13 protein-coding genes are annotated in these 11,007 nt (G+C 70.8%); 8 read left to right on the top strand and 5 right to left on the bottom strand.

The annotated features are described in order from the left end of the window. Positions 1-227: 227 nt before the first annotated feature. The 3 genes from AC07OQ_RS23435 (at position 228) to AC07OQ_RS23425 (ending at position 2,815) form a co-directional block, all read left to right on the top strand. Positions 228-1,055, top strand: coding sequence for an alpha/beta fold hydrolase (locus AC07OQ_RS23435; RefSeq protein WP_495055558.1), 828 nt, complete (start codon positions 228-230; stop codon positions 1,053-1,055). A gap of 100 nt (positions 1,056-1,155) precedes the next feature. Then, positions 1,156-2,142: a 5'/3'-nucleotidase SurE gene (surE, locus tag AC07OQ_RS23430; RefSeq protein WP_495055557.1), complete on the top strand. Its 987-nt coding sequence runs from the start codon at positions 1,156-1,158 to the stop codon at positions 2,140-2,142. A gap of 13 nt (positions 2,143-2,155) precedes the next feature. After that, on the top strand, positions 2,156-2,815 hold the full coding sequence (locus AC07OQ_RS23425; RefSeq protein ID WP_495055556.1) for a hypothetical protein: 660 nt from the start codon (positions 2,156-2,158) through the stop codon (positions 2,813-2,815). A gap of 456 nt (positions 2,816-3,271) precedes the next feature. On the opposite strand, the gene AC07OQ_RS23420 is transcribed toward AC07OQ_RS23425, so the two are convergent. From AC07OQ_RS23420 to AC07OQ_RS23405, 4 genes are read right to left on the bottom strand one after another with little or no spacing between them, the layout of a single operon-like run. Beyond that, positions 3,272-3,673 (bottom strand): nuclear transport factor 2 family protein, encoded by a 402-nt coding sequence (locus AC07OQ_RS23420; protein WP_495055555.1) that lies wholly within the window; start codon positions 3,671-3,673, stop codon positions 3,272-3,274. Between the two features lie 27 nt (positions 3,674-3,700). Then, on the bottom strand, positions 3,701-4,732 hold the full coding sequence (gene dmpG, locus AC07OQ_RS23415; protein WP_495055554.1) for a 4-hydroxy-2-oxovalerate aldolase: 1,032 nt from the start codon (positions 4,730-4,732) through the stop codon (positions 3,701-3,703). 14 nt (positions 4,733-4,746) lie between these two features. Further along, positions 4,747-5,661 (bottom strand): acetaldehyde dehydrogenase (acetylating), encoded by a 915-nt coding sequence (locus AC07OQ_RS23410; protein WP_495055553.1) that lies wholly within the window; start codon positions 5,659-5,661, stop codon positions 4,747-4,749. A gap of 25 nt (positions 5,662-5,686) precedes the next feature. After that, complete coding sequence (locus AC07OQ_RS23405) at positions 5,687-6,478, bottom strand: fumarylacetoacetate hydrolase family protein (protein WP_495055552.1); 792 nt, start codon at positions 6,476-6,478, stop codon at positions 5,687-5,689. Between the two features lie 167 nt (positions 6,479-6,645). On the opposite strand from AC07OQ_RS23405, the gene AC07OQ_RS23400 reads away from it, so the two are divergent. From AC07OQ_RS23400 to AC07OQ_RS23380, 5 genes are read left to right on the top strand one after another with little or no spacing between them, the layout of a single operon-like run. Then, positions 6,646-7,635, top strand: a complete 990-nt coding sequence (locus AC07OQ_RS23400) for a quinone oxidoreductase family protein (protein ID WP_495055551.1) — start codon at positions 6,646-6,648, stop codon at positions 7,633-7,635. After that, positions 7,632-7,979, top strand: coding sequence for a hypothetical protein (locus AC07OQ_RS23395; RefSeq protein ID WP_495055550.1), 348 nt, complete (start codon positions 7,632-7,634; stop codon positions 7,977-7,979). The genes AC07OQ_RS23400 and AC07OQ_RS23395 overlap by 4 nt, the downstream gene beginning before the upstream one ends. Then, entirely contained in the window at positions 7,972-8,601 is a 630-nt protein-coding gene (locus AC07OQ_RS23390; RefSeq protein ID WP_495055549.1) for a Dabb family protein, read from the top strand. Before AC07OQ_RS23395 ends, AC07OQ_RS23390 begins: the two co-directional genes overlap by 8 nt. Positions 8,602-8,613: 12 nt before the next feature. Beyond that, positions 8,614-9,156 carry a VOC family protein gene (locus AC07OQ_RS23385; protein WP_495055548.1) on the top strand — a complete coding sequence of 181 codons (543 nt, stop codon included), beginning with the start codon at positions 8,614-8,616 and terminating at the stop codon, positions 9,154-9,156. Further along, entirely contained in the window at positions 9,153-10,163 is a 1,011-nt protein-coding gene (locus AC07OQ_RS23380; protein WP_495055547.1) for a zinc-dependent alcohol dehydrogenase, read from the top strand. The genes AC07OQ_RS23385 and AC07OQ_RS23380 overlap by 4 nt, the downstream gene beginning before the upstream one ends. A 20-nt stretch (positions 10,164-10,183) precedes the next feature. On the opposite strand, the gene AC07OQ_RS23375 is transcribed toward AC07OQ_RS23380, so the two are convergent. Next, positions 10,184-10,975, bottom strand: coding sequence for an SDR family NAD(P)-dependent oxidoreductase (locus tag AC07OQ_RS23375; protein ID WP_495055546.1), 792 nt, complete (start codon positions 10,973-10,975; stop codon positions 10,184-10,186). Positions 10,976-11,007: the final 32 nt, after the last annotated feature.

The following is an 11,007-nucleotide window of genomic DNA, read 5'->3' as shown; positions in this document are numbered from 1 at the left end:
CTTGTGCTTCGGGGCTGAGGTAGTCCTCGGGGATCGGCTTCATCTCGGCTTGCTCCTGCTTGATGCCTCGCAGTGTCTCCAGCCCCCGCCGCGCATTCATCGTCCGTGCGGACTAAGCAAGGACGGCCGGGCGAGCCCGTCGCGTTAGTCCCTTCAGACGATGCGACGCCGATGCGCGCCGAACACCATCGGTGCTCCCGGGCATGGCCCCAGCAACGGACCGCGCAATGCAGAACAAGTCACCGATCCCCGTCGGCCATCACGCCGACATCGGCAACGGCCACAGCATCCACTACCACGACATGGGCGATGGCGAGGTGGTGATCTTTCTGCACGGGGCCGGCGCTGGCGCCAGCGGCTACAGCAACTTCAAGGGCAACTACCCTGAGTTCGCGCGCGCCGGCTACCGCACGCTGGTGCCCGACCTGCTGGGCTTCGGCCTGTCGAGCAAGCCCGATCTGCCGCAGTACGACCTCGACCTGTTCATCGCCGGCGTCAAGGGCCTGGTCGATGCGCTCGGCGTCAAGCGCGTGACCCTGCTGGGCAACTCGCTGGGCGGGGCCGTCGCGCTCGGCTATGCGCTGGCCCATCCCGACGACGTGGCGCGGCTGATCCTGATGGCACCGGGCGGCGTCGAGGACCTCGACACCTATCTCGCGATGCCCGGCATCGCCAATATGTTCAAGATCTACCGGTCGGGCCAGAGCGGCGCCGAGGCGATGCGCTCGGTGATGCGCATGCAGCTGTTCGACCCCGCGCTGCTGACCGACGAGATCATCAACGAGCGCGCGCCGATCGCCGCCTTGCAGACCCAGGCGGCACGCTCGGTCCTGAAGGTGCCGAACATGAGCGCGCGGCTGCACGAGCTGCGCTGCCCGGTGTTCGGCTTCTGGGGCGTCAACGACCAGTTCAACCCGGCCAGCGGCGCCGCCAAGCTGCTCGAGCATTGCCCGGACGCGCGCATCGTGATGCTGAACCGCTGCGGCCACTGGGTGCAGGTCGAGCACCGCGAGATGTTCAACCGCGCCTGCCTGGACTTCCTGAAGAACGGTTGAGCCCAGAACAAATCTGCATGGCCGTGAGGCCAGGCAGTGGCGCGCGCCGCTGGTCCGCCGGCGCGTCGCGACGACAACCGCGGACACCTGGAGACAAGCAATGCATCGACTTCCCCGCCGCCCGCGGCTCGGCCTGGCCGCCGCCGCCCTGCTCGCCGCCTTCGGCCCCGCCCATGCGCTGAACGTGCTGCTCGTCAACGACGACGGCTGCAATGCGCCGGGCATCCTGGCCGTGCAAACGGAGCTGGTCAAGGCCGGCCACAAGGTCATCGTCGTGGCCCCGGCCAGCAACCAGAGCGGCTCCGGCGGCGCCTATGCGGTGCCCGACCGCAGCGCCAACCTGGTGACCCTGGATCGCAACGGCGACGGCAGCGTCTACTGCGTGCACCGCGTCAGGCCGGCCTTCGTCGCCGGCGGCGCGCTGGACTCGAGCAATGCCAATTACATCGGCACCGGCTCGCCCGTCGACGCCACCGCGATGGGCCTGAAGATCATCGGCCCGGAACGGAACTTCACGCCCGATGTCGTCGTCTCGGGGGCGAACTTCGGCGAGAACCTGTCCGACTCGATCCCGCATTCCGGCACCGTGATGAACGCGCTGTTCGCGGCGCGCCGCGGCGTGCCGGCCATCGCGATCAGCGTCGGCGTCAAGTTCTCCGAGGCCACGACCGGCTTCGCCAGCACCTTCGCGACCTTCCCCCGCGCCGGCGCCTTCGTCGCGCGGCTGCTCGCCAAGCTCGACGGCCTGCGCAAGCCCGGCGAGCCGCTGTTCCCGGCGGCGCAGCCGCTGAGCATCAACTACCCCGCCCTGGCCGCCGGCGAGAACCCGGCCGGCGTGCGCATCACCGTGCCGGGCACGGTCGATTCCTTCTCGACCGCCTACAAGCGCGAGGCCGGCAACATCGTGTCGGTCAACGTCGGCGCGCCCCAGGCCGAACCGCCCGCGCTCGCGGCCATCGCCGAGACCCCCGCCTTCATGGCCAGGACCGTGACGATCTCGCCCCTGTCGGTCGACTTCCGCCCCACGCCGCTGGCCCGTGGCGTCTTCAACCGCACGCGCGGCGACCTCGCCAAGGTCGCGCCCTGAAAGGAGGCCCACGATGATCGGTTCTAGAAGCCTGACGGCCGTCGTGCTGGCCAGCGGCCTGATCGCCGGCTGCGGCGGTGGTGACAACGATCCGGCCGAGGTGAGCGGCACGGCCGCGGTCGGCGCCGCGCTGCAGGGCGCGACGGTGACGCTGCGCGACGCCAGCGGCAATGTGCGCGGCGTGCGGTCCGAGGCCGATGGCAGCTTCAAGGCGCCCAGGCTCAACGACGGCGCCCTGATGCTGCGCTGCGAAGGCGGCACGGCCGGCGGCGCCGCGAACGGGCTGCGCCTGCACGGCCTGGTGCTGGACGGACGCGTCGTCAACTGCACGCCGCTGACCGAGCTGGCGCTGTGGCAACTGCTCGGCGCCCCGCCGGCGACGCTGTTCGACGGCTTCGGCCCGCATCTGCTGCAGCGCGTGACGGCCGAGGCCTTCGCCGCGGCCGAGGCGGCCGTGCTGGCCGGCCTGGCCGATGGCGCGGGCGTCGACATCAACCCGGCGGCCGTTCCGCGCGAATGGAACAGGACGCCGCTCGCCGCCGGCACCCCGGCCGACGCCCATGACGCCGCGCTCGACGCGCTGCGCCCGGCGCTGACCGACCAGACCAGCCTCGACGTGATGGGGGACCTCGTGCTGCGCGGCCTCTGCGCGGCCGATGGCGTCTGCCACTGACGCGATCGCGCTCCTCGCAGGGCCGGCCATTGCGCCGGCCCTTTTTTTGGTTCCTTGCGCCCGTTATGTGGTGATGCAGAAACGGCGAGAGCCTGGGCGCAGGAGGGTGGGCAGACCTGCTGCTGCGTGTCCCCCGGCCGCTCCGCGGCCTCCTCCTTCACCTCCGCATCAGGCCTGCCCACCCTCCTGCTTTGCGTTGCGCTCGCCGGTTGCCGCGAAGAAAGCCCGTGGGGGAAAAAGCAGGGATGCGGGTGCGCGCCATGGCGCAGGTAAAGGAGGAGGGCCGCTAGCGGCCCGGGGGACACGGAGCCATGGCGCGCACCCGCGTCCCGGCGCGGCCCGGCCTCCGCAGAAGCCCTCAAGGCCGACAGCTCACGAAACCATGAACAAAGAGTTTTTCTCGCAAAGACAAACGCCGGCCCCATGGGCCGGCGCTCCCGATGGGGGCCTCCGATCTCAGGCCAGCACGCCCGCGTCGTCCGGCGCCCAATAGGCCTTCATGGAGGTGAAGCGGCCCGCGGCATCGAAGGTCATCACGTCGATGACGCGCACGAAGGTACGGATGCCGCCCGGCCCCGGCGCCTCGACCTCGAAGGCCATCGCCGCGGCATCGCCGTGCGAGCCGCGGATCGGCGCCACCACCCTCAGCTTCAGCCCCAGCGGCACGACCTTGGCGTAGAAGGCCGCGATCGCGGCGCGGCCCCGGATCGGCGGCGTGCCGACCGGGTCTTCGATCGTCGCGTCGTCGGCATACAGCGCGACGACGGCGTCGGTGTCGGCCGCATTGATCGCGTCGACATAGCGCTGCAGCGCGGCGCGCATCTGCTCGCTGCCGGGCGGTTTCTGGTTGTCGGTCATGGTCTGCTCTCGGTGGGGTGGATTCGTTCAGGCCGCGCGGCGCTCGCGCGCCATCGTCAACGCGGTGTCTTCGATCATGTCTTCCTGGCCGCCGACCATCTTGCGCCGGCCCAGCTCGACGAGGATGTCGCGCGCCGGGATGCCGTACTTGGCGCCGGCGCGCTTGGCGAACAGCAGGAAGGAGCCGTAGACGCCGGCATAGCCCAGCGTCAGCGCGTCGCGGTCGATGCGGATCGGGAAGTCCATGATGGGCACGACCAGGTCGTCGGCGACGTCCTGGATCTTCCAGACATCGACGCCGGTGTCGACACCCATGCGGTCCAGCACCGCCACCAGCACCTCCATCGGGGTGTTGCCGGCGCCGGCGCCGAGTCCGGCGCTGGCCGCGTCGATGCGGTTGGCGCCGGCCTCGATCGCGGCGATCGAATTGGCGACCCCCATCGCCAGGTTGTGGTGGCCGTGGAAGCCCAGTTCGGTCTCGGGCCGGAGCGCCGCGCGCACGGCCGCGATGCGCGCCCTGACGTCCTCGGGCAGCATGTAGCCGGCCGAGTCGGTGACATAGATGCAGTTGGCGCCATAGCTCTCCATCAGCCGCGCCTGCTTGACCAGCCCCTCGGGGCTGTTCATATGCGCCATCATCAGGAAACCGACGGTGTCCATGTCCATCTTGCGGGCCATCGCGATGTGCTGCTCGCTGACATCGGCCTCGGTGCAATGCGTCGCGACGCGGATCGAGTGCACGCCCAGGCCATGCGCCATCTTCAGATGCTCGACCGTGCCGATGCCGGGCAGCAGCAGCGCGCTGACCTTGCTGCGCTTCATCAGCGGGATCACCGTGGCCAGGTATTCCTCGTCGGCATGGGCCGGGAAACCGTAGTTGACCGAGCTGCCGCCCAGCCCGTCGCCATGCGTGACCTCGATCAGCGGCACGCCGGCGGCGTCCAGCCCCTGGGCGATGGACGCCATCTGCTCCAGCGTCATCTGGTGGCGCTTCGGGTGCATGCCGTCGCGCAGCGTCATGTCGTGCAGCGTGATGCTGCGGCCCTTGATTGTGCTCATCGTCTTCTCCTTGTTCAGGCGGCCACGGGCTCGAGCGACAGCCGGCCGGCGAGGATCTCCTCGGCAAACATCTCGGCGGTGCGCGCGGCGGCGGCGGTCATGATGTCCAGATTGCCCGCGTACTTGGGCAGGTAGTCGCCCAGGCCCTCCACCTCCAGGTAGATCGAGACGCGCTTGCCGTCGATCACCGGGCCGTTGACGAGGCGGTAGCCCGGCACGTACTTCTGCACCTCACGGATCATCTCGTGCACGCTCTGCTCGATCAGCGCGGCCTTGGGCGTGCCCTCGGTGAGGCAGTGGATCGTGTCGCGCATGATCAGCGGCGGCTCGGCCGGGTTGATCACGATGATGGCCTTGCCCTGCTTGGCGCCGCCCACCTGCACGACGGCGCCGGCCGTCGTGCGCGTGAACTCGTCGATGTTCTTGCGCGTGCCCGGGCCGACCGAGCGGCTCGAGACCGTCGCGACGATCTCGCCATAGGCCACCGGCTGGATGCGGCTGACCGCATAGACCATCGGAATCGTGGCCTGGCCGCCGCAGGTGACCATGTTGACGTTCATCTCGCGCCGGCCGACATGCCCGGCCAGGTTGACCGGCGGCACGCAAAAGGGGCCGATGGCCGCCGGCGTCAGGTCGATCATCATCGCCCCCTGCGCGTTGACCTTGCGCGAGTTCTCCGCATGCGCATAGGCGCTGGTGGCGTCGAAGACGATCTGCACGCCGTCGGCGCGCAGGTGCGGCACCAGGCCGTCGACGCCCTCGGCCGTCGTCTTGATGCCCATCTCGCGCGCCCGCTTCAGGCCGTCGCTCTCCGGGTCGATGCCCACCATCCACACCGGCTCGAGCACCGGGCTGCGCTGCAGCTTGGCCAGCAGGTCGGTGCCGATATTGCCCGGACCGATCAGCGCACATTTGATCTTTTTGCTCATTTCCTGGACTTTCGAAAACGGTTCTTCAATCGGTGAAGCCGATCGAGCAGCCGCCCAGGCCCTCGATCTGCATCGTGAAGCGGTCGCCGGCCGCGGCGCTCACCAGCGGCGCGAGCGCGCCCGACAGGATCACCTCGCCCTTGCGGAACTGGATGCCGAAGGCGCCCAGCGTGTTGGCCAGCCAGGCCACGGCCTCGGCCGGATGGCCCTGCACGGCCGAGCCCAGCCCCGAGCCGGCCGGCCTGCCGTTCTTGAACAGCTCCAGCCGCGCGGCGGCCAGGTCGAGCTCGCGCGGCGCGCGCCGGCCGCTGCCGAGCACGAAGATGCCGCAGGAGGCGTTGTCGGCCACCGTGTCCTGGATGCGGATCTGCCAGTCGCGGATGCGCGAGTCGACGATCTCGAAGCAGGGACAGACCCATTCGGTCGCGTCGAGCACGTCCTCGCGCGTGATGCCGGGGCCGCTCAGGTCCTGCTTGAGCATGAAGGCGATCTCGCCCTCGGCGCGCGGCTGGATCAGGCCGGCGCGCGCGAGGCTGACGCTCGCCCCGTCGGCGACCTGCATGCGGTCGGTCAGGAAGCCGAAGTCGGGCTGGTGCACGCCCAGCATGTCCTGCACGGCCTTGGAGGTGACGCCGATCTTCTTGCCGATCACGCGCTCGCCGTCGGCCAGGCGCCGCCCCAGCAGCGCGGTCGAGATGCGGTAGGCGTCCGCCACCGTGATCGCGGGCTCGCGCTCGGTCAGCGGCGCGATCGTCCGGCGCTGGCGCAAGGCATCGAAAAGCTCCGACGCTAGCGCGTCGACGCGGCTGTCTTCCATCTGAAGCTCCTGGTAGCGAATGACGGTCGAGCCACGAGCGGCAGCGAGATCACCCGGGTCGCATCGTCGCGGCTAGCGGCCGCCCACCCAACGTCCGTTCGGACGATGCCTTGGCCCGCCCCGCATCGCTAGCCTTGCGGCACATCTGATACAGGAGGCCTCAGTACATGCGAGCGATGGTCATCGAATCGTTTGGCGGACCCGAAGTCCTGCGCTGGGGCGAGCTGCCCCGGCCCCACCCCGGCCCCGGCGAGGTGTGCGTGCGCGTCGCCTATGCCGGCGTCAACCCGGCGGACTGCAAGACCCGCCAGGGCATGCTCTCCAGGTACTTCAGCAACCGCTTCCCCTTCGTGCTGGGCTTCGATGTCGCCGGCGTCGTCGAGGCCGTCGGCGCCGGGGTCACCGGCCTGCGGCCCGGGGACCGCGTCTTCGGCACCTCCCGTCAGGGAGTCGGCGCCGACGGCTCCTACGCCGAGTACACGACGGCCTACGCGGCCATGCTGGCGCCTGCGCCCGAGGGCTGCGCGCTCGCCGAGGCCGCGGCGCTGCCCACGGCCGGCACGACGGCCTACGGCGGCCTGGTCGACGTGGGCGGGCTGCGCGCCGGCCACAGCGTGCTGATCAACGGCGGCGCCGGCGGCGTCGGCAGCATCGGCATCCAGATCGCGAAGGCGCTGGGCGCCCGCGTGGCCGTGACCTGCTCCGCCGCCAATGCGGACTACGTGAAGGGCCTGGGCGCCGATCTCGCGATCGACTACCGGGCCGGGGATGTCGCCGCCGCCGTGCAAGCCTGGGCGCCGGGCGGCGTGGACCTCGCGCTCGATGCCGTCGGCCTGGACACGCTGCTGCCGCGCGCGCTCGAGATCGTCAGGCCCGGCGGCAGCTGGGTCGAGATCGAGACGATGATGTCGGCGGCCAGCGAGGCCCAGGTCGCGCGGGCGGCGCGCCAGGGTGTGCGCATCGTCTCCAACATGATCGCGATCGCGCGCCTGCCCGAGCATCTGGCGGCGCTGGCGGCGTTGCTGGCGCAGCGCAAGGTGCGCATGCCGGCGCTGGAGATCCTGCCGCTGGGGGCGGCCGCGCGCGCGCACGAACGACAGGAGCGGCGCCAGGTGCGCGGCAAGATCGTGCTCGAGGTCGAAGGAGCGGTGGCATGACGAACGCAAGCATCTATGCGGTGGACGAGATCGTGGCCCGGCCCGGCGAGGCCCGAGCCTTCCTGGACGCCTATATGGAACGCTACGCGCCGGGCGCACGCGCCCGCGGGATGACGCTGGAGCGCGTGCTGGTGAGCCCGCCGATGTGGCTGGAAGACCAATCCAACACGCTGACCATCACCTGGACCCTTCCCGGCACTCCGGCCTGGTGGGGTATGAGCATGCAGGGGCGCGGCGACCCGGCCGTCGCGGCCTGGTGGCGCGAGGCGGACCGCATGGTCGTCAGCCGCGCGCGCCGCTTCATGGCCGCGCAGCAGGACCTGGAGGCGTTGAACCATGTTTAAGCTGACCCAGCTGGTCCATTTCGCCGCGCCGGCCGCCGCGGCCGAGCGCGATGCCGTGACGGCGGCGCTGCGCGGCATCGACGGCTGCCGGCTCGCGCAGCCGACCTTGCCCGGCGTCTACAACGGCGGCGATCTGATCGCGCATTTCCAGTTCCGGGACGAGGCGCCATGGCGCGCCGCGCGGGCGCGGATCGAGGCCATGCTGGCGCTGCCGGCGGTCGCCCATGTCGACGGCGCCGCCTACGAGGGCGGCGCCATCAGGATCGCGGAGCCGGGCCTGGCCAACGGCGTCTACCGGGCCCTGCTGCTGTGCGCGGACCATCCGGCCGATGCGCGGTTCATCGAGCAGTTCGAGGCCGAGACGCTGATGATGCCGCACTACATCCCGGCCATCCGCAACGCCCAGCTCAGCCGCGTGGCGCACGCCAGCGGTGCGCGGCGCTGGACCCATGTCTGGGAGCAGGAATACGCCGGCATCGAGGGCCTGATGGGCCCCTATATGCTGCATCCCTACCACTGGGCCCGCATCGACCGCTGGTTCGACCCCGAATGCCCCGAGTCGATGATCGACACGCTGCTGTGCCACAGCTTCTGCACGCTGGAGCGCAGCCTGCTCACCTGACGCCCCACCGCGATGCTCAAACCTCCCTTCGGCCCGATCCGGCAAATCGGCTATGTCGTCGACAGCGTCGATGCCGCGATGGCGCTGTGGACCCGGCAGGCCGGCATCGGCCCCTGGACCTGCTTCCGCAACGTCGACCTCGATGGCCATCATCTCGGCAGGCCCACGCGGATCCGTATGAACGTCGGCCTCGGCTACCAGGGCGACCTGCAGATCGAGCTGATCGAGGTCGTCGACGACGGCGGCTGCTCGCCCTACCGCGGCGCGGACGGGCGGCTGCTCGCCGGCCAGCACCATGTCGCCTGGCTGAGCCGCGACCTCGCGCGCGACATCGCCCGCGCCGAGGCCGGCGGGCTCGCCCTGCATTTCCGCGGCGGCAATGCGACGACCCAGGTCGCCTATCTCGAGAGCGCGGCGAGCCCCGGAACGCGCTTCGAACTGATCGAGGTGAACGAGCAGACCGAGGCCCTGTTCCGGCATGGCATAGCAAGCAGCCGCAGTTGGGACGGCAGCGGCCCCGCGGTGACCGACTACGAGCTCGGGAGCCCCGCATGAAGCAAACCCGCTTGCACGGACCGCTCGACCTGCGCCTGGACGAGGTGCCCTTCCCCGCCATGGGCGACGACGACGTGTTGGTGGACGTGGCCGCCTGCGGCATCTGCGGCAGCGACCTCGGTTTCTACGCGGGCGGCGGCATCCGCGCGGACGGCGCGCCGATGCCGCTCGGGCATGAATTCGCGGGCGTGATCCGCGCGGTCGGCGCAGGGGTCGAGCGCTACGCGCCGGGCATGCGCGTCGTCGTCAATCCGATGGCGAACGGAGCGTCGATCGGGGTCGGCGGCGACGAGGGCGCGCTGGCACCGACGGTGCGCGTGCGCAACGTGAGCCGCGGCCCGATCCTGCACGAGATCCCGGACGCGCTGCCGACCGATCTGGCCGCGCTGGTCGAACCGCTTGCGGTGTCGCTGCATGCGGTGAACCGCGCGCGCGCGGCGCCCGGCGATTGTGCCCTCGTGCTGGGCGCGGGCGCGGTCGGCCTGGGCATCGTCGCCTGCCTGAAGCAGCGCGGCATCGCGAAGATCGCCGTCGCCGACCTGTCCGACAAGCGCCTCGCGATCGCGGCCCGACTCGGCGCCGACCTGCTCGTCAATCCGGCGCGACAGGACCTCTGGCAGGCGCTGGCCGAAGCGCATGGCAGCGTGCCGACCTTCCTCGGCACGCCGGCACCGGCGACGCGGCTGGTGTTCGAGAGCACGGGCGCGGGCGGCCTGCTCCACGAGGCGATCATGCGCGTGCGCGACCTCGCCCGCATCACCGTGGCCAGCGTGTACAAGCAGCCGCTGACCCTCGATTTCACCCTGCTCCAGGTCAAGGAACTCGAGCTGATCGGCACGATGTGCTATCCGGACGAGTTCGGCGCGGCACTGCAACTGCTGGCCTCGGGCAGCTTCGACGCCGCGGCGCTGGTCAGCCACCGCTTCGCGCTCGACGATGTCGTCGCCGCCTACCGCATGGCGGCGGATCCGCAGGCCTCGGCCAAGGTCCTGATCACGCCGGGCTGAGGCGAGGAGGCCGCGCGCCCTCAGCGCTCGGCCGGGAAGAAGTTCGGGATGCGGCGCGCCGCGATGGCCTCGTTGCGCGCCTGCCAGCCGGCATCCAGCGCCTCGGGCTGCGGAATGATCCAGTACTCGCCGCGGTCGATCGCATCGAACACCCGCGGCGCGAACTCGTCGGCGCTCAGGCCGTAAGCGTCGAGCATGCCGGTCATCTGTTCGACGAAGGCGCGCGAGGCCGCCGTGGGCTCAACACGGAAGATGTCGGACCTCACCGGCCCGGGCGCCAGCAGCGACACCGCGACCGGGCTCTCGAGCATAGCCAGCTCGGCGGCCAGCGACTCGGTGAGCGCGACGACGGCGAACTTGGTGGCCGAGTATGGCGCCATCAGCGGCGACGGCAGGAAGCCGCCGACCGAGGCGGTGTTGACGATGCGGGCGGGCCGCTGCGCCGCGACCATGCGGGGCACGAAGGCGCGCAGGCCGTTGACGATGCCGCCGACGTTGATGTCGAGGGCCTGCCGCCATTGCTGCGCCGGGATCTCCCAGCTCAGGCCGGTCGTCATCACGCCGGCGTTGTTGAACAGCAGATCGACCTGGCCATGCTCGGCGTAGGCGCGCTCGGCCAGCGCCTCGAGTGCGGCCGGATCGGTCACGTCGGTGGGCACGGCGAGCGCCGCGCCGCCGATCGCCGCCGCGACTTCCTCCAGCCGCCGCGCGTCGCGGTCGGCCAGCAGGACCCGCATGCCGCGCCTGGCGGCCTCGCGCGCCAGCCCCGCTCCGATGCCGCCGGCGGCGCCGGTGATCACTGCAACCTTCATGGCAAGCTTCCTTCGATGTACGGTTGATGGGT

The sequence above is a fragment of the Roseateles sp. GW821-FHT09B06 genome, from assembly GCF_059418245.1.
Note: the sequence above shows the minus strand (reverse complement) of the source record. Positions and strands in the feature narration are given on the sequence as shown.